We start from the raw sequence: 17,626 nt of genomic DNA on the forward strand, positions 1-17,626 counted from the left end.
GAACTCATGAGCGCTCTACACATTATGCGTAATGCCAGTATGCACCAACTCAAAATTGCAACGGTTTTGTTGTGCGCCATTTCCGGCGCCACGACCAGTAGTGTCTGGGCCCAACAGGCTGCACCAGCGCCTGCGAGCAAGCCCGCTGCCGCTGCTCCAGCACCGGTCAAGGGCTTCACACCGCCGGCCTCGAGCAGTGGCCAGAGCATCGACTCCATCGCCGTCGTCGTCAATGACGATGTGATTACGCGCAATGAAGTGGCGGCCCGCATCAAGAGCGTGGAGCAGCGCATGAAGGCGCAGAATATTCCCGTGCCCGATCCCGCCGACCTGCGTCGTCAATTGCTGGAGCGCATGATCGTTGAGCGCGCACAAATGCAACTGGCCAAGGAAATGGGCGTGCGCGTGGATGACCTGACCCTGGACCGCGCGATTGCCCGTATTGCTGAACAGCAAAAGATGACGGTGCAAGAGCTGCGCAACCAGATGGAAAAAGAAGGCACGCCGTTTGCGACCTTCCGCGAAGAAATCCGCGATGAAATCATCATGCAGCGCTTGCGCGAGCATGAAGTCGACGCCAAGATCCAGATTTCCGATTCCGAAGTGGATAACTTCCTGGAAGCGGAAAAAGCGGCGGCCAGCGAACAGGTGGAGCTGAACCTGGCGCAGATTCTCGTGCGCATTCCGGAAAACTCCAGCCCTGAACAGATCGCCGCGCGCCGCGCGCGCGCCGAAGAAGTCAGCCGTCAGTTGCGCACGGGCGCCGATTTTGCCAAGATGGCCGCTACCTATTCCGACGCCAGCGATGCACTGAGCGGTGGCGATATCGGCTGGCGCAATAGCGACCGTTTGCCACCCCTGTTCACGGAGCAACTGCTGAAATTGAAGCCGGGCCAGATCACGCCTATCATCAAGAGCAACACCGGTTTCCACATCCTGAAGCTGGTGGACCGCCGCAGCGCGGCCGAAGCACAAGCCGTCGCCGCCGTGCAGCAGACGCATGCGCGCCATATCCTGCTGAAAGTGACGCCGACCTTGTCGGCGGCCGAAGCCAAGCGCAAATTGGCCGAATTGAAAGAGCGTCTCGATAACAAGGCCGCCAAGTTCGAAGACCTGGCCCGCTTGTTCTCGAACGACGGTTCGGCCGCCAAGGGAGGCGACCTGGGCTGGCTGTATCCAGGCGATACCGTACCGGAATTTGAAACGGCGATGAATGCACTGAAACCGGGCGAAGTGAGCGAGCCGATCGAATCGAGCTTTGGCTTCCACCTGATCGAAGTGCTGGAACGCAAGAGCGACGACGTCTCGAAAGAGAAGCAGCGCAGCGCCGCACGTAACGCCTTGCGCGAACGCAAGCTGGAAGAAGCGACGGAAAACTGGGCGCGCGAAGTACGCGACCGTGCCTACGTCGAATTCCGCGCGGACGACCAGTAATGCTGCCAATTATTTGCGCATGAGTAATTTGCCTGCATCACGCCGCCCGGCCATCGCCATTACCTGTGGCGAACCGGCCGGTGTCGGCCCGGAAATCTCCATACGCGCGGCCTGGGCCATGCGCAATGACGTCAACTGCATCCTGCTGGGCGACGCCGCCTTCCTGGCGCTGACGGCCAGCCTGATCGATCCGGAGATCCGCCTGGCGGCGCTGTCGCTGCAAGCCGTGCGCAACAACGGCCTGCCGCATTTCGGCCCCGACCGCCTGGCCGTGATCGATATTCCGACTGTCAATAATGTCATTCCTGGCGTACTCGACAAGGAAAACGGGCGCTCCGTGCTGGCGACCCTGGACGCGGCCGTGGAAGGCATCGAAGCCGGCTGGTTTGGCGCCATGGTCACGGCGCCCTTGCAAAAGAGCACGATCAACGACGCCGGCGTGGCTTTTTCCGGCCATACGGAATACCTGGCAGAAAAAACCAACACACCGCAAGTGGTGATGATGCTGGCCGGCGAACCGGGACACGGCGAACCGACCCTGCGCGTGGCGCTGGCCACCACGCATTTGCCCTTGAAGGACGTGTCCGCCGCCATCACCCTGGACCGCCTGGCCGTCACCCTGGATATCATTCAGACAGACTTGCAACAGAAATTCGGCATCGCCGCGCCGCGCATCCTGGTGACCGGCCTGAACCCGCATGCGGGCGAGGGCGGTTATCTGGGGCGCGAGGAAATCGATGTGATCGCCCCGGCGATTGCCGCGGCGCAAGCGCGCGGCATCGATGCGCGCGGACCGTACCCTGCCGACACCCTGTTTCAGCACAAATACCTGGCCGACGCCGATTGCGTGCTGGCCATGTACCACGACCAGGGCTTGCCCGTGCTGAAATACGCGACCTTCGGGCGCGGCATCAATATCACCCTGGGCTTGCCGCTGATCCGCACCTCGGTCGACCATGGCACGGCGCTGGACCTGGCCGCGCAAGGGCTGGGGCTGGCCGATTGCCACAGCATGGAGCAGGCGCTGCAAACGGCGCTCGACATGCTGCGCGCCAGCACCCCGACCAGAGCGTAGGTCGGGTTAGCCGCAAGGCGTAACCCGACGCTGCCTGCTCAACGATCCCGCCGGCCTGTGCCGGCTTTACCGCATTGATAGAAAACAGAATATGAAACACGTTGCCCGCAAACGCTTTGGCCAGAACTTCCTGCACGACCGCTTCGTCCTCAACGACATCACGGCCGCCATCGCGCCGCAGGAGGACGATGCCATGGTCGAGATCGGCCCCGGCCTGGGCGCCATGACGGAGCAGTTGCTGCGCCACCTGAAGCAGATGCATGTGGTGGAACTGGACCGCGACCTGATCGTGCGCCTGGAAAAGACCTTCAATCCGGCCAAGCTGACGATCCACTCGGGCGACGCGCTGAAGTTTGATTTCGCGCAAATTCCCGTGCCGGCCGGCCAGAAGTTGCGCATCGTGGGCAACTTGCCGTACAACATTTCCAGCCCGCTGCTGTTCCACCTGGCGGACTTCGCGCCATTGGTAAAAGACCAGCATTTCATGCTGCAAAAGGAAGTCGTCGAGCGCATGGTGGCCGAGCCGGGCAGCAAGGCGTTTGGCCGCCTGTCCGTGATGCTGCAATGGCGCTACGACATGACCTTGATGTTCATCGTGCCGCCGACGGCCTTCGATCCGCCGCCGAAGGTGGAATCGGCCATCGTGCGCATGATCCCCGTGGCCGAGCGCCTGGCGTGCGACCAGGCGACGCTGGAAGCGGTCGTCATGAAGGCCTTCTCGCAGCGCCGCAAGGTGATCCGCAACTGCCTGGCCGGGATGTTTACGGAAGAGCAGATCAAGGCGGCCGGCATCGATCCGACCAAACGTCCGGAAACCGTGGGGCTGGAGCAGTATGTTGCTTTGGCGAATTTGCTGAAGGCACCTGTGTAAGCATTGTCAAACCCAGGGTCCGACCCCGGCTGTTCATCGGTTGGGGTTAATCAAAACCACTGGTCGACTTGCTGTAAATCCTGCCGCAACGCTGAAAAACAGTCGTCCACATGGTGGTTGCGGCTGATTTCATTGCGCCGCATCAAGGCGATCTTGCGCTTGCAGGTGGGCTGGCGCAGCGGCGCCACGTGCAGATCCTCGTCATTGAGGAAAGTCGTGTACAGACTGGGCATGATGCCCACGGCGATGCCGGCGCGCACCACGCCATACAGCGACTCGCTGTGGATCATCTGGTACAGGTTCGACGGGCTCAAGCCATGCTGGCGCAGCGCGCTCGAAGCGAATTCCCAGATGCTGCCCTTGGTAAACACGACGATTTCCTGGCCCGCCAGCTGCTCCCAGCGCACTTCCTTGAGCGGCGCCAGCGCATGGCGCCCCGCCGTCACCAGCACCAGCTCGTCTTCGAACAGGCCCACGCTTTCCAGAGAAACGGAACCGGGTACCTCGATGCCCACGCAAAAGTCCAGCTGGCCCGAATGCAGCGCGTGCAGCAAGCCATCGTTGGGCATGTCCGACAGGACGATTTCCACTTCATCGCCATGCTGCTCGCTGTAGCGCGCCACCACCACGGCCGTCATCGCCATGGCCGACGGAATCGCGCCGATGCGGATGCGGTGCCGGCCGCTGCCTATGGCGCGCTGGATATCGGCAAAAGTGTTGCTCGCCGTATTCAATAAATGCGTGGCGTAGTCGAGCGCCAGCTTGCCTTCGCGCGTCAGTTCCAGCTGGTGGGTTGTGCGGTTAAACAACTTTTTCCCCAGTTGATTTTCCAGCAGCTTGATCGACGCGCTGAGGGCCGGCTGGGTCACGCACAATTCCTGTGCAGCCTTGCTGAAGCTGTTTACCCGGGCCAGGGTGGCAAACGCTTGCAAATGTCGTAAGGAAATCTTCTTGCTCAGTTCATGCATGGGCGTTGCTTATTAGAAAAAGTAATGGATTTATAAAAATAAACAAATTTTCTTATCCCGCAATTTACCATATTCTGGACTGGTCTTTACTTGTCTTGAAAGCAATAATATTCAGGAGAAGCGCCTGGAATGCGGCACCGGCACGTGCGGCGGCGCGTCAGGCAAGGGACGCATCAATAAAATAATTCCAAAAAAACTCAGGGTTTATTCTTTTTAGGGTGGCGGCGATGAACAAATGGATGACGGGAACGATGGTGGTGGGTGGCTTGCTGGCGGCGCAGGGCGCGGCGCAGGCGCAAAGCAGCGTGCAAGTGTATGGACTGCTGTCGGCCGGTATCGGCTATGTGTCGGATGAGGGTAACGGCAGCCGCACGCATGCGCTGAGCGGCACGAATCAGAATCCCCGCATCGGTTTCCGCGGCCAGGAAGACCTGGGCGACGGCACCAAGGCCGTCTTCGTGCTGGAAAACGGTTTTAACGTGATGACGGGCACGGCTGCGCAAAGCGGCCGCCTGTTCGGCCGCCAGTCGTATGTGGGCTTGTCGAGCAACGACAAGGGCACGCTCACCCTGGGGCGCCAGTATGAAGCCATCAAGGACCTGCTGGGCCCCGTGGTCATCGCCAGTAACGGCGTGCACATCGGCGACAACGACAATGGCTACAACAACCTGCGCGTGCAAAACGCCGTCAAGTATGTCAGCCCGAACATCAGCAAGCTGTCGTTCACGGGCTTGTATGGCTTCAGCGAAAATCCGGCGGACTCCAAGCGCAACCGCGTCTACAGCATGGGCGCCGGCTACAAGGTCGATGCCTTCAGCTGGGCCGTTGCCTATACGAAGATGGATCACCCGAACAGCCCCGACGCGCCGAATGGCGCCATCGGCAACGACTACGGCAGTTCCCTGTTGATTTTCAACAAGAGCGCCGTCAAGGGCGCTGGCGTGGACAGCCAGGCCATCGCCGGCACGGGAGGCTTTTATAATGTGGGCAGGACCAAGTTTGGCGCGCTGTACACCAACGTGCGCTACCACTACCTGGATCAAAGCAATCTGACCTTGCAAAACGTGGACCTGAACGTGAACCACAAGCTGACGGAAGCGCTGAACCTGGGCGCGTCGTATTTCTATACCACCGGAAAATATGACGTGATCAACAAGACGCCGAAATGGCATCAGGTCAACTTCCAGGCCGATTACTTCCTGTCCAAGCGCACCGATGTCGCCGTCACCTGGAGCTACCAGAAAGCGGCCGGCGATGCGACGTTCGCGCGCGTGTTCGGTTTCGGCGCCTCGGCCGGCAAGACGCAAAGCGTCCTGATCGTCGGCATGCGACATTATTTCTGATTCTGATTCATCTTTACAGGCGCTGTCCCGCAGCGCCGCCCCCTGAAAGGAAGCATTTTGAAAAAGCACCTCATGTTGGCGTTGAGCCTAGGCTTGCTGGCTAACGCCGCCCACGCGGAAAAACGCGAGCTGGTCATTTCGGCCTATCCGATTGCCCAGCCCTTGTTCATGAAGTATGTGTACGAGCCGTTCAAGGCCAAATGCGGGTGCGATATCAAGGTGGAAACGGGGAATAACGCGGACCGCATCGCCAAGCTGGTGGTGCACGCCAAGAATCCGGTGATCGACCTGGTGCTGCTGTCCGATTCCGGCATGCTGGAAGCGGCGCAAAAAGGCGTGATCCAGCCCATGGATTACGCCAAGCTGAGCAATTATAAGGCCCTGTACGATGTGGCGAAAAACCCCATCGGCGGCAACTACGCCGTCGGCTACACGCTGTATTCCGTGGGCCTGGTGTACCGCAGCGACAAGATCGCCCCGCTGACGTCCTGGAAGGACCTGTGGCGCCCCGAACTGAAAGGCCGCGTGGCCTTCCCCGACGTGAGCACCACGCAGGGCCCGTTGATGCTGCGCATGGCCGATGCGGCCTGGGGCGGCAAGACGGAAGACTATGCCACCGGCTTTGCCAAGATCGTCGGCATGAAGGGCAACGTCGTCACGTTCTCGAAGAACAGCGCGCAGCTCGCGGCCCTGTTCGCGCAGGATGAAATCTGGGCCGCGCCCGTGGCGCGCTTTACCTGGTCGCAAATGCTCAAGACGGGCCTGCCCCTGAAATGGAGCATCCCGGCCGAAGGCCAGGCGGCCGGCATGAACGTGATGGGCATCGTGGCCGGCTCGAAGAATGCGGACCTGGCCTACCAGCTGATGGATTTCTGGCTGTCCAAGGAAGTGCAGACGCAGCTGGCGACCAACCTGGTCGACTCGCCCGTCAACAAGGACGTGCGGCTGTCCGTGGCGGCCGCGCAATTCAATACCTATGGCGCCGATCAAATCAGCTCGCTGAAATTCGTCAAGCCGGAAACCATCCTCAAGCAGCGCAGCAACTGGATGACGCAGTGGAACAAGGCCATGAGCAAATAGTGGTGACGAGGAGAAAACACCATGTTTGCTGATCCAAAAAAGCGCCTGGGACTGCTGCTGGTCCTGCCGGCGCTGATCTTTATCGTCGTCTGCTTCCTGCTGCCCGTGCTGGCCTTGCTGGTCGACGCCTTCCGCGTCGGCGACGGCATGCAGTGGGGCGTTGACCGCTTCGTTGAGTTCTTCTCGCAGGAATTTAACCGCACCATCTTCTGGCGCACCCTGCGCATCGCCGCGCTGGTGACCCTGGCGTCCATCATCCTCGGCTATCCGGCCGCGCAAGCCGTGGCGCGCGTGTCGCCGAAGTGGCGCGGCCTGGTGGTGGGCATGATGATTCTGCCGCTGATGGTCTCGCCGATTGCGCGTACCTACGCGTGGATCGTGCTGCTGGGGCGTAACGGCGCCCTCAACGCGGCGCTCGTCAACATGGGTTTCACGGACGAGCCGCTGCGTTTGCTGTTCAGCGAATTTGCCGTGTTTGTCGGCCTGCTGCAATTGCTGCTGCCATTGATGCTGATGTCCTTGGCCGGTGCGCTGGAAAACCTGCCGCGCGACGTGGAACCGGCTGCGGCGACTTTGGGCGCCAATCCATGGCAAGTATTTTGCAAGGTCACCCTGCCGCTGACGCAGGAAGGCCTGGTCGTTGGCGGCACGCTGGTGTTTACGGGCTGCGTGACGGCCTACGTGACGCCGGCCCTCTTGGGCGGCACCAAGGTGCTGATGCTGGAAACGCTGCTGTACCAGAAGGTCAGCGTGGAGAGCGATTTCGGCGCCGCGAATGTCATCGCCGTCATCCTCGTCTGCATGACCCTGCTGGTGAATGCCGGCCTTAAACGTATTTCCTCTAGCCGGAGCTCCGTATGAAAGAAAGCTTGTTTTCACGTGCCGTTTTATGGCTGGTGTTTTTGTTCCTGCTGGGGCCTTTCGCCATCGTCGTGCTGGCCGGTTTTAGCGGCGGCGAAACGCTGGCGTTCCCGCCCGAGTCGTATTCGCTGCGCTGGATCCTCGAAGTGTGGGCGGCGCCCGAGTTCCGCCGCGCCTTCCAGACCAGCCTGGAAATCGGCCTGATCGCGACCGTCATCGCGCTGTTGCTGGGCATCCCCGTCGCGTATGCGTTTTCGCGCATGCCGCCACCCGGTATCGGCGTTATCCGCCAGATCCTGACGTCGCCGCTGATCATTCCCGCCATCCTCGTCGGCCTGGGCTTGCTGCATCACCTGGTCCTGACCATCAATGCGCCCGTCTACGTGGGCCTGTTGATCGGCCATATCGCGCTGCTGATTCCGTACTCGGTGCGCGTGGTGTACGCCAGCCTGGTCAATCTGCGCGTGGATATCGAGGATGCCGCCATCACGCTGGGCGCGTCGCGTCTGCGCGCCTTCTTCATGATCGTGCTGCCGAATATCCGCAACGCCGTGATCGCCGCCTTCTTCCTCGCCTTCGTCACCTCGTTCAACCAGGTGCCCGTCTCGCTGTTCCTGACGGGACCGGGCATCAGCACCTTGCCCATCGAGATGCTGGGGCATATGGAAAACAGTTTCGACCCGTCGATCGCTGCCTTGTCGACCTTGCTGGTCTTGTTCACCATGGCCTTCGTGATGGTGACCGAGAAGGTGCTGGGCATTTCTAAATACATGTAAGAGGCAACACACGATGAGTTATCTGGAACTGCACAAGCTGAACCTCGGCTACGCCAAGAACACGACGTCCGTGAAAGACCTGGACTTGCACGTCGAGCAGGGCGAACTGATTTCCCTGCTGGGCCCCAGCGGCTGCGGCAAGACCACCACCATGCGCGCCATCGCCGGCCTGATGCCGCTGCAGTCGGGCCGCATCGTGCTCGACGGCCGCGAAATCGGCAAGCTGGCGCCGAACAAGCGCAATATCGGCATGGCGTTCCAGTCGTACGCGCTGTTCCCGCACCTGAACGTGTACGACAACATCGCTTTTGGTTTGCGCCTGCGCAAGGTCGCGCCGGCCCTGCTGAAAACCAAGGTGGAAGCCGTGATCGCCGCCGTGGGACTGACGGGGTTCGAGACGCGTTTGCCGGCGCAGATGTCGGGCGGCCAGCAGCAGCGCGTGGCGCTGGCGCGCGCCATCGTCGTCGAACCGGCCCTGCTGCTGCTCGATGAACCGCTGTCAAACCTGGACGCCAAGCTGCGCGTGCAGATGCGCGCCGAGCTGCGCCGCATCCAGCGCGAACTGGGCATCACCATGCTGTACGTGACGCATGACCAGGAAGAAGCGCTGGCTTTGTCCGACCGCATCGTCGTCATGAACGGCGGGCGCATCGAGCAGCTGGCCGCGCCGGAAGCCGTCTTCAATACGCCATCGACGCGTTTCGTCGCCAACTTCATGGGTTTCGAAAACCTGTTCGACTACCGCGACGGCGCGCTGCACCACGCGGGCGCCAGCCTGCCGTACACGTCTGCCGTCGCTGCCGGCACCACGGTGCTGGGCTGGCGTCCGGACAAGGTGCGCGTCTGCGCGGCCGACGACGCGGCAGGACAGTATCCTGGCACCGTGCTGGCGCGGGGCTTCCTGGGCGACACCGTCGAATACCTGCTGCAAACGCCGCTGGGCCAGGTCAAGGGCATTTGCGCGGCCGGTGGCGCCACCTGGCGCGAGGGCACGGCCGTGTCGTTCGTGCTGCCGTCCGACAGCGCCCTGTGGCTGGGCGCGTGATTTCTGAATGGAGCGCATCATGACCCAAGCCTTGAAAAAAATCTGGCTCGACACCGATCCCGGTTTCGACGACTGGCTGACGATGTTGCTGCTTGGCAGCAATCCCGACATCGAGTGGCTGGGCGTGAGCGTGGTGGCGGGCAATGCGCCCGTCGCCATCACTTACGACAATGCCTTGCGCATCAAGGCGCATGATGGCTTGACGGTGCCCATTTACCGGGGCTGCGAAGAACCGCTGGCCGGCGTGATCGAAACGGCGCAGCGCATCCTCGGCGACAGCGGCATGCCGACGACGGGCGACATCCTGCCGCCGGGCGCCGCCACGGATGCTCCCGGCCACGCCGTCGACGCGCTGATCGCCGCCGTGCGCAAGCATCCTGGCCAGATCACCATCATGGCGATCGCGCCGATGACCAATATCGCAACCGCGCTGGCCAAGGCGCCCGACATCGCCGGGAAAATCGTCGAAATCATCCTGATGGGCGGCTCGACCGACCAGGGCAACCACACGGCGGCGGCCGAATTCAATATCTATGCGGACCCGGAAGCGGCCGCCCAGGTGTTCCAGGCCGGCATTGCGCTGCGCATGTTCGGCTTGAACCTGTGCCGCCAGCTGCTGGTGACGAATGCGGAAGTGGCACGCCTGCGCGCCATCGGCACGCCGCGCGCGCTGCGTCTGGCCGGCTACCTGGAAGCGTATGTGCGCATCCGCAGCGCCGACGGCTCCGTGCCCATGCCCATGTACGACCCGGTGGTGGCGCTGTACCTGGAAGCGCCGCAGCTGTTCCAGTTCCAGCCGGCTCACGTGGCCATCGAATTGACGGGCGAACTGACGCGCGGCATGACGGTGTGCGAATTCCGCGTGCCGCGCCGCGCGCCCATCAACACGCAAGTGGCGATGCTGGCCGATGGCCCGGCCGCCATCGAGCGCCTGATGCGCCGCCTGGCCGCCATTCTCGTCTGACCCACTTCACTACGAAACGAGCTTCATGTCTAATTCCCCCCTGAGCATCGAACAGTTTTTACGCGCCATGCCGAAGGTGGAGCTGCACTGCCACCTGTTTGGCACGGTGCGCCAGGCGACTTTCCGCGCGCTGGCCGCCAAGACGGGCAATGTCGTCACCCCCGAGGAAATCGACGCGTTTTACACGCGCGGCGACAAGCCCGTCGGCGTGCTGCGCGTGCTGCGCGCGCTCGATGCGCACCTGATCGTCTCGCCCACCGACCTGTATTGCCTCGCCTACGAATACCTGGAAGACGTGCATGGCCACGGCGTGCGCTACGCGGAGTTCTTCTGGAACCCGACCGGCACCGTGCGCGTGTCGGGCATCCGCTATGACGCGGCGCAAGACGCCATCGTGGCCGCCATCCGCGACGCGCAGCGCGACTTCGGCGTGATCGGCCGTCTGATCCCCAGCATCGACCGTGAAGCCAGTCCTGCCGAAGCCGTGCAGATGGTGGCGTGGATGAAGGCGCACCGCGCGCCGGAAGTGATCGGCATCGGCATCGACTATCGCGAGAACGACCGCCCGCCGGAACTCTTCATCGAAGCCTACCGCGCCGCGCGCGAGGCCGGCTTCAAGTGCACGGCGCACGCGGGCGAATTCGGCATGCCGTGGATGAACGTGGCGACGGCCATTGACGAGTTGCAGGTGGACCGGGTCGACCATGGCTACACGATCGTCGATAATCCCGCGCTGGCGCAGCGCTGCGTGGAGCGTGGCCTGGTGTTTACGGTCGTGCCGACCAATTCCTATTATTTGCGCACCCTGGCGCCCGAACGCTGGGCGCTCGATCACCCGATCCGCGCCATGGCCAAGCTGGGCCTGAAACTGCATCCGAACACGGACGACCCGACCCTGCACCACGTGACGCCGACGGGCGCCTGGATGATGATGCGCGAATTCGGCTTCGGCCTCGATGACATGCGCGGTTTCATGTTGAATGGCCTCGATGCGGCCTGGATCGACGAGTCCACGCGGCGCGACTGGCGCGCGGAATTTACGCGCGAGTTCGACGCGCTGCGGGCAAGAGTCGTCGAGTAAATCAGGCCGACGCCGGTGGTGGTGCCAGCAGCGACGGAAACGCCCGCTGCGGACACGCCTGCCGCTCGCATACCTTGCAGCCCGTGCCGATCGGCGTGGCGCTGCTCGGGTCATGCAGATCGAGTCCCTTCGAATAGATCAGCCGATGTGCCTGCGAGATGTCGCAGCCGAGCGCCACGGCAAAGGTCTTGCCGGGCGCGCGGAAGCCCGGCGAGGCCGTGCTGACCTGGCGCGCAATCCATAAATAGGTGCAGCCGTCGGGCATGCTGGCCACTTGCGTCAGCACCTGGCCCGGATGGCTGAAGGCGTCGTAGACGATCCACAACGGACACGTGCCGCCCACCCGTGAAAAGTGAAAGTCCGTGGCCGACTGGCGCTTCGAGACATTGCCTGCGCGGTCGACGCGCACGAAGAAAAACGGCAAGCCCGCCGCCTCGGGGCGTTGCATGGTGCTCAGGCGATGGCACACGGCCTCGAAACCCACGCCAAACTGGTGCGCCAGGCGCTCGATATCGTAGGCGCGCGTTTCCGCCGCCTGCAGGAAGCGTTGATACGGCATCAGCAGGGCGCCGGCGAAATAATTGGAAAACGCCAGGCGCGCGCTCGTTTGCGCGGCCGCGCCCGAGAGTCCCGCCGCCAGCACCAGCGCGTCGATCAAGTCGCTGTGCTCGAGCAGGCTGATTTGCGCCGCCATCTGGAAGGCGCGCTGGCCGCCCGTCAGCGTGTCGGGCAGCCACAATATGTGTTGTTGGGCATCGTAGCGGTGCTTGCGCACCATGCCCGCGTCGCCATCGGACAGTTGCACCTGGATGCCGTGGCGCTCCAGCAGCCGGCTTTGCAGCGCGTCGAGCGCGCGCAACTGCGGATCGAGTTCGCCCGCCACCAGCTCCGCCGCCCTATCCAGCTCATCGATGTAGTTCTGCCGCCGGTTCAGGTATTCGCGCACTTCCTCGTCCGTGGAGGGCGCCGCCGAGCTGGCGCCGCGGCTGCCGTCGTCGAGGCGCGCGGCCAGCGTATCGGCCCGTTCCGCCATCACCCGGTAACGCCGCTGCAAGAGCAAAATCGAACGCGCCAGTTCCGGCATGTTTTCCACCAGCATTTTCAATTCCGCCATCGAGGTGGGCGGCGCGTCGGGCAATTCGCCGAACACGTCGCGCACGTCCGCCACCAGGCTGGCGCTGTCGTGTTCGGAAAAGATTTGCGGATCGACCCCCAGTACGGTGCCGATGCGCAACAGAATCGGCACCGTCAGCGGGCGCTGGTTGCGCTCCATCTGGTTCAGATAGCTGGGCGAAATGCCCAGGGACTTGGCCAGCGCCACCTGCGTCATGCGCCGTTCCTCGCGCAGCCGCTGCAGGCGCACGCCCATGAAAACCTTTGCCATCGCGCTTCCTCTTTCCCGGTTTGTGGAATCTGCAAATTTACAATCTTTGCAGATTAACAGATTCAGCTTTGCATTATCTCGCATTTTCACGCCTTGTTTGCGGGCCGTATTATGCGAATAATGCAAACAGACCATACCCACACCAGGAGACACCGAGTGACCACGCAAACAACAATTCCGACCGTTCCCCTCTTGATCAACGGCGAGTGGGTGGAATCCCAAACCACCGTCTGGCGCGACGTCGTCAATCCCGCCACGCAGGAAGTGCTGGCCCGTGTACCGTTCGCCACGCCGGACGAAGTCAACGCGGCCATCGCCTCGGCCCAGCGCGCGTTTAAAACCTGGCGCAAGACGCCGATCGGCGCGCGCGCCCGCATCTTCCTCAAACTGCAACAGTTGATACGCGAAAACATGGCCGACCTGGCCGCCACCCTGACGATGGAACAGGGCAAGACTTTGCTCGACGCGGAAGGCGACGTCTTCCGCGGCCTGGAAGTGGTCGAGCATGCCGCCAATATCGGCACCCTGCAAATGGGCGAATATGCGCAAAACGTGGCTGGCGGCGTCGATACCTACAGCGTGATGCAGCCGCTGGGCGTGTGCGCCGGCATTACCCCGTTCAATTTCCCCGCCATGATCCCCCTGTGGATGTTCCCGATGGCGATTGCTTGCGGCAATACGTTCGTGCTGAAACCATCGGAGCAAGATCCGCTCGTGACGGAAAAACTCGTGCGCCTGGCCTTGCAGGCAGGTATCCCGGCCGGCGTGCTGAATGTGATCCATGGCGGCGAAGACGTGGTCAACGCCCTGTGCGACCATCCGGACATCAAGGCGATCTCGTTCGTGGGATCGAGCAAGGTGGGCACGCATGTGTACCAGCGCGCCAGCCTGAACGGCAAGCGCGCGCAATGCATGATGGGCGCCAAGAACCACGCCGTCGTTTTGCCTGATGCCAATAAAGAACAGACACTGAACCAGTTGCTGGGCGCGGGCTTCGGCGCGGCCGGCCAGCGCTGCATGGCCGCCTCCGTCGCCGTGCTGGTGGGCGCAGCGCGCGAGTGGCTGCCGGAATTGTCGGCCAAGGCGCAAACCCTGACGGTGGGCGCGGGCAAGGACAATCCCGACCTGGGTCCCGTGATTTCCTGCGCGGCAAAAGAGCGCGTCTTCAGCCTGGTCGCCAAGGGCATCGAGCAGGGCGCCGTGCTGACCCTCGATGGCCGCGACGTGAAGGTTGATGGCTATCCGAATGGCAACTTCGTCGGACCGACGATTCTCTCCGGCGTGAAACCCGGCATGGTCGTGTATGACCAGGAAATCTTTGGCCCCGTCCTGATCGTCGTCGAAGTCGACACGCTCGATGAAGCGATCGCCCTGGTGAACGCGAATCCGAACGGCAACGGCACGGCGCTGTTCACGCAAAGCGGCGCGGCCGCGCGTTATTTCCAGGAAGAAATCGACGTAGGCCAGGTCGGCATCAACGTACCGATTCCCGTGCCCGTTCCCCTGTTCAGCTTTACGGGTTCGCGCGGCTCCAAGCTGGGCGACCTGGGTCCGTTTGGCAAGCAGGTCGTGCTGTTCTACACGCAGACGCAGACGATTACCCAGCGCTGGTTCACGGACGCGGCCTCGGTGGGCAAGGTCAACACCACCATCAGCCTCAAGTAAGGAGCTGGCATGGACTTTGAATTGAGCGACGAGCAGCGCGAGTTCCAGCAGGCGGCGCGCGCGTTTGCCGAAGGCGAACTGGCGCCGCACGCGGCCCGCTGGGATGCGGAATCGATCTTCCCCGTGGAAACGATTGCCAAGGCGGGCGAGATGGGCTTTTGCGGCCTGTACACGCCGCAGCGCTGGGGCGGCCTGGGCCTGTCGCGCCAGGACGCGGCCATCGTCTTTGAGGAACTGGCCGGCGGCTGCACCTCGACCACGGCTTACATCACGATACACAACATGGCTACCTGGATGCTGTCGCGCTGGGGATCGGAAGCCCTGTGCGACGAGTGGGTGCCGGCCCTGGCCGCCGGCCAGAAGCTGGCCAGCTATTGCCTGACGGAACCGCAGTCCGGTTCCGACGCGGCCTCCTTGCGCACCAAAGCTGTGAAGGACGGCGATTTTTACGTGCTCGATGGTACGAAAGCGTTTATCTCCGGCGCGGGCCAGACGGACATGCTGATCGTCATGGCGCGCACGGGCGGCGAGGGCGCGGCCGGCATTTCCGCGTTTGCCGTGCCGGCGAATTTGCCCGGCATCGTGTATGGCAAGAAGGAAGAAAAGATGGGCTGGAACAGCCAGCCCACGCGCATCATCAGCTTTGACCAAGTGAAAGTGCCTGTTGCTAACTTGCTGGGCGCGGAAGGCGAAGGCTTTGCGATTGCCATGAAGGGCATCGATGGCGGGCGCATCAACATCGCCGTATGCTCGGTGGGCACGGCACAGGCGGCCTTGACGCGGGCGCAAGCCTACATGAAGGAGCGCACGCAATTCGGCCGCGAGCTGGCGCAGTTCCAGGCCTTGCAATTCAAGCTGGCCGACATGCTGACGGAGCTGGTGGCGGCGCGCCAGATGGTGCGCCTGGCAGCTTGGAAACTCGACCAGGAAAGCCCGGATGCCACCGCATATTGCGCCATGGCAAAGCGTTTCGCCACGGATGTGGGTTTTAATGTCGCCAACGATGCGCTGCAATTGCATGGCGGCTACGGCTACATCCGCGAGTACCCGCTTGAGCGCCACGTGCGCGACACGCGCGTGCATCAGATCCTGGAAGGGACGAATGAAATCATGCGCCTGATCGTCGCGCGAGCGATTTTGAAAGACGGCGCCACGGAGACCTTACGATGACTAAAGTGTATACCAACCTGCTGCTGGAACGCCGTGGCCATACGGCCCTGGTGACCCTCGATAACCCGCCCGCCCACACGTGGACCCTGGCCAGCCTGAACGCGCTGAAAGAGCTGGTGGCCGACCTGAATGCGGACGCCGACGTGTATGCGCTCGTGATCACGGGCGGCGGCGCCAAGTTTTTCTCGGCCGGCGCCGATCTGAAAGTGTTTGCCGATGGCAATAAAGACACGGCGTTCGCCATGGCCGCCGCGTTTGGCGAGGCGTTCGAGGCGTTGTCCGCGTTTCGCGGCGTCAGCATCGCCGCCATCAATGGCTATGCCATGGGCGGCGGGCTCGAATGCGCGCTCGCCTGCGACATCCGCATCGCCGAAGAACATGCGCAGATGGCCTTGCCGGAAGCATCGGTCGGCTTGCTGCCGTGCGCGGGCGGCACACAGCACTTGCCGTGGCTGGTGGGCGAAGGCTGGGCCAAGCGCATGATTTTATGCGGCGAGCGGGTCGACGCGGCCAAGGCCCTGGCCATCGGCCTCGTCGAGGAAGTCGTGCCAACCGGCAAGGCTGCCGCCACGGCGCTGGCGCTGGCCGCCAAGGTGGCGCGCCAGAGCCCCAGCAGCGTGACGGCATGCAAGACCCTGATCCAGGGCGCGCGCAGCCATCCGCTCGTCAATTCCCTGCCCGACGAACGCACCCTGTTCCTGGGCCTGTTCGATACGCAAGACCAGAAAGAGGGCGTGCAAGCGTTCCTGGAAAAACGTCCGGCGGAGTGGAAGAATGGTTGAGACCGTCAAGATAGAAGAGCGCGACTGTCCTGGCGGCATGAAGCTGGGCGTCATCACGCTCGATGCGCCGAAATCCCTGCACGCGCTGACCCTGGAAATGATCCGCGCCATCGATGGCGCGCTGGTGCGCTGGGCCGCTGACGATGCCATCGCCTGCGTGGTGCTGCAATCGTCGACCGACAAGGCCTTTTGCGCGGGCGGCGACGTGCGCAGCTTGCGCACTGCCGTGGTCGAGCAGCCTGGCGTCGTGCCGAATCCGCAGGCGCTGGCCTTCTTTACCGAGGAATACCGGCTCGACCACCGCATCCATACCTATGTGAAACCGCTGCTGGTGTGGGGCGGCGGCATCGTCATGGGCGGCGGTCTGGGCCTGATGGCCGGTGCCAGCCACAAAGTGGTGACGGAAAGCACGCGTATCGCCATGCCGGAAATCACGATCGGCCTGTTTCCCGACGTGGGCGGCAGCTGGTTCCTGGGCCGCATGCCGGGACGCAGCGGCCTGTTCCTGGGCTTGACGGGCGCGCCCATGAACGCGGCCGATGCCCTGTTTGCGGGCCTCGGCGACTATTTCCTGCGCCAGGAAGAGCGCGCCATGGTGCTCGACGCGCTGGCGCTGGCGCAATGGCAAGTGGATGCGCCCGCGAACCATCAGCAGCTGAGCCGTTTGCTGCGCGGCTTATCGGCCCCGGCATCGATGCTGCCCGTCTCCGAAGTGCGCGCCAATTTCGACGCCATCGCCGCGCTGACGCAAGCGCCCACCTTGTCCGAAGTGGTGGCCGCCATCGCCGCGTATGACGGCGATTCGGCCTGGCTGCAAAAGGCGGCCCACTCGCTGCACAAGGGCGCGCCCACTTCGGCCGCGCTGGTGTGGGCCATGCGCGAACGCACTCTTCATCTGAGCCTGGCGCAAGTGTTCCAGCTGGAACTGATCGTTGCCGTGCAATGCTGCGCCCACGCAGACTTCAGCGAAGGCGTGCGTGCCTTGCTGATCGACAAGGACAACGCGCCGCAGTGGCAGCCGGCCAACCTGGCCGACGTCAGCGCGGCGTATCTCAATGAATATTTCACGGCGCCATGGGATAGCCATCCTTTGCGCGACCTGCAGTAAAAGAACAACAGGAGACTCT

At 62.8% G+C, this 17,626-nt stretch carries 16 protein-coding genes; 14 read left to right on the top strand and 2 right to left on the bottom strand.

Translation table 11 applies throughout. The features are described 5' to 3' along the window. Positions 1-39: 39 nt before the first annotated feature. The 3 genes from KY494_RS19855 (at position 40) to rsmA (ending at position 3,380) form a co-directional block, all read left to right on the top strand. Positions 40-1,434: a peptidylprolyl isomerase gene (locus tag KY494_RS19855; protein WP_258194341.1), complete on the top strand. Its 1,395-nt coding sequence runs from the start codon at positions 40-42 to the stop codon at positions 1,432-1,434. 19 nt (positions 1,435-1,453) lie between these two features. Beyond that, on the top strand, positions 1,454-2,509 hold the full coding sequence (pdxA, locus tag KY494_RS19860) for a 4-hydroxythreonine-4-phosphate dehydrogenase PdxA (RefSeq protein WP_219887953.1): 1,056 nt from the start codon (positions 1,454-1,456) through the stop codon (positions 2,507-2,509). Positions 2,510-2,600: 91 nt separating this feature from the next. Further along, on the top strand, positions 2,601-3,380 hold the full coding sequence (rsmA, locus tag KY494_RS19865) for a 16S rRNA (adenine(1518)-N(6)/adenine(1519)-N(6))-dimethyltransferase RsmA (protein ID WP_219132463.1): 780 nt from the start codon (positions 2,601-2,603) through the stop codon (positions 3,378-3,380). Between the two features lie 50 nt (positions 3,381-3,430). Here the strand turns inward: rsmA and KY494_RS19870 are convergent, their stop codons facing one another. Further along, positions 3,431-4,348: a LysR family transcriptional regulator gene (locus KY494_RS19870; protein ID WP_219887954.1), complete on the bottom strand. Its 918-nt coding sequence runs from the start codon at positions 4,346-4,348 to the stop codon at positions 3,431-3,433. A 227-nt stretch (positions 4,349-4,575) separates the two neighbouring features. Here KY494_RS19870 and KY494_RS19875 point away from each other — a divergent pair, with 227 nt between their 5' ends. The 7 genes from KY494_RS19875 to KY494_RS19905 are packed head-to-tail and all read left to right on the top strand — an operon-like array spanning position 4,576 to position 11,498. Beyond that, positions 4,576-5,691, top strand: a complete 1,116-nt coding sequence (locus tag KY494_RS19875; protein ID WP_257571920.1) for a porin — start codon at positions 4,576-4,578, stop codon at positions 5,689-5,691. A gap of 57 nt (positions 5,692-5,748) precedes the next feature. After that, the gene (locus KY494_RS19880) at positions 5,749-6,771 is read left to right on the top strand and encodes an ABC transporter substrate-binding protein (RefSeq protein ID WP_258194342.1); all 1,023 of its coding nucleotides are present in this window, start codon (positions 5,749-5,751) and stop codon (positions 6,769-6,771) included. A gap of 21 nt (positions 6,772-6,792) precedes the next feature. Beyond that, positions 6,793-7,632: an ABC transporter permease gene (locus KY494_RS19885; protein ID WP_152282142.1), complete on the top strand. Its 840-nt coding sequence runs from the start codon at positions 6,793-6,795 to the stop codon at positions 7,630-7,632. Beyond that, positions 7,629-8,408 carry an ABC transporter permease gene (locus tag KY494_RS19890; protein ID WP_071075235.1) on the top strand — a complete coding sequence of 260 codons (780 nt, stop codon included), beginning with the start codon at positions 7,629-7,631 and terminating at the stop codon, positions 8,406-8,408. Before KY494_RS19885 ends, KY494_RS19890 begins: the two co-directional genes overlap by 4 nt. 13 nt (positions 8,409-8,421) lie before the next feature. Further along, on the top strand, positions 8,422-9,453 hold the full coding sequence (locus tag KY494_RS19895) for an ABC transporter ATP-binding protein (protein WP_219887955.1): 1,032 nt from the start codon (positions 8,422-8,424) through the stop codon (positions 9,451-9,453). Positions 9,454-9,472: 19 nt separating this feature from the next. Continuing rightward, entirely contained in the window at positions 9,473-10,417 is a 945-nt protein-coding gene (locus KY494_RS19900) for a nucleoside hydrolase (RefSeq protein WP_258194343.1), read from the top strand. A 25-nt stretch (positions 10,418-10,442) separates the two neighbouring features. Then, the gene (locus tag KY494_RS19905) at positions 10,443-11,498 is read left to right on the top strand and encodes an adenosine deaminase (RefSeq protein WP_219887956.1); all 1,056 of its coding nucleotides are present in this window, start codon (positions 10,443-10,445) and stop codon (positions 11,496-11,498) included. Position 11,499: 1 nt separating this feature from the next. Here the strand turns inward: KY494_RS19905 and KY494_RS19910 are convergent, their stop codons facing one another. Beyond that, positions 11,500-12,882, bottom strand: a complete 1,383-nt coding sequence (locus KY494_RS19910) for a short-chain fatty acyl-CoA regulator family protein (RefSeq protein ID WP_219887957.1) — start codon at positions 12,880-12,882, stop codon at positions 11,500-11,502. A 156-nt stretch (positions 12,883-13,038) separates the two neighbouring features. Here KY494_RS19910 and KY494_RS19915 point away from each other — a divergent pair, with 156 nt between their 5' ends. Genes KY494_RS19915 through KY494_RS19930 form a run of 4 tightly spaced genes read left to right on the top strand, consistent with a single transcriptional unit; the run spans position 13,039 to position 17,607 of the window. Continuing rightward, the gene (locus KY494_RS19915) at positions 13,039-14,547 is read left to right on the top strand and encodes a CoA-acylating methylmalonate-semialdehyde dehydrogenase (protein WP_099761914.1); all 1,509 of its coding nucleotides are present in this window, start codon (positions 13,039-13,041) and stop codon (positions 14,545-14,547) included. Between the two features lie 9 nt (positions 14,548-14,556). After that, positions 14,557-15,717, top strand: a complete 1,161-nt coding sequence (locus KY494_RS19920; RefSeq protein WP_219887958.1) for an acyl-CoA dehydrogenase family protein — start codon at positions 14,557-14,559, stop codon at positions 15,715-15,717. After that, the gene (locus KY494_RS19925) at positions 15,714-16,499 is read left to right on the top strand and encodes an enoyl-CoA hydratase (RefSeq protein ID WP_219132471.1); all 786 of its coding nucleotides are present in this window, start codon (positions 15,714-15,716) and stop codon (positions 16,497-16,499) included. Before KY494_RS19920 ends, KY494_RS19925 begins: the two co-directional genes overlap by 4 nt. Continuing rightward, on the top strand, positions 16,492-17,607 hold the full coding sequence (locus KY494_RS19930; protein ID WP_219887959.1) for an enoyl-CoA hydratase/isomerase family protein: 1,116 nt from the start codon (positions 16,492-16,494) through the stop codon (positions 17,605-17,607). The genes KY494_RS19925 and KY494_RS19930 overlap by 8 nt, the downstream gene beginning before the upstream one ends. Positions 17,608-17,626 lie beyond the last annotated feature (19 nt).

Origin of the sequence: Janthinobacterium sp. PAMC25594, from assembly GCF_019443505.1 — a bacterium.
Taxonomy (GTDB): domain Bacteria; phylum Pseudomonadota; class Gammaproteobacteria; order Burkholderiales; family Burkholderiaceae_D; genus Janthinobacterium.